This window comes from Affinundibacterium flavidum (assembly GCF_014284175.1).
GTDB lineage: Bacteria > Pseudomonadota > Gammaproteobacteria > Burkholderiales > Burkholderiaceae_D > Undibacterium > Undibacterium flavidum.
Genome location: NZ_JACOGA010000088.1, coordinates 1 through 240, shown reverse-complemented (window position 1 = coordinate 240; position 240 = coordinate 1). Strand labels below are relative to the sequence as shown.

Genomic DNA, 240 nt, shown 5'->3' with positions numbered 1-240 from the left:
ACCAGTTGCTCACCCCTCGTCTAAAAATCGGACAGTATCTTTGGCCCAGCATGCTGGCAGCCCGTATTCACAAGGTAGATTATCAGAGGATTTGTATGCAGGAGTTTTATTTAGGAATTGATGTTGCAAAGATTAAATTGGATTGCACTTTACGCCTCACAACTGGAAAATTTCGCCATAAAGTGATTCAAAATAACCAGCAAGGATTCAAGGAATTGAGTATTTGGCTCGGCAAACAAG

Annotated in this window: 1 pseudogene; it reads left to right on the top strand. The window is 41.2% G+C overall.

The window, feature by feature from the left end:
- Positions 1 to 50 precede the first annotated feature (50 nt).
- Positions 51 to 240, top strand: a pseudogene (locus H8K55_RS21650) (hypothetical protein); the annotation flags it as partial.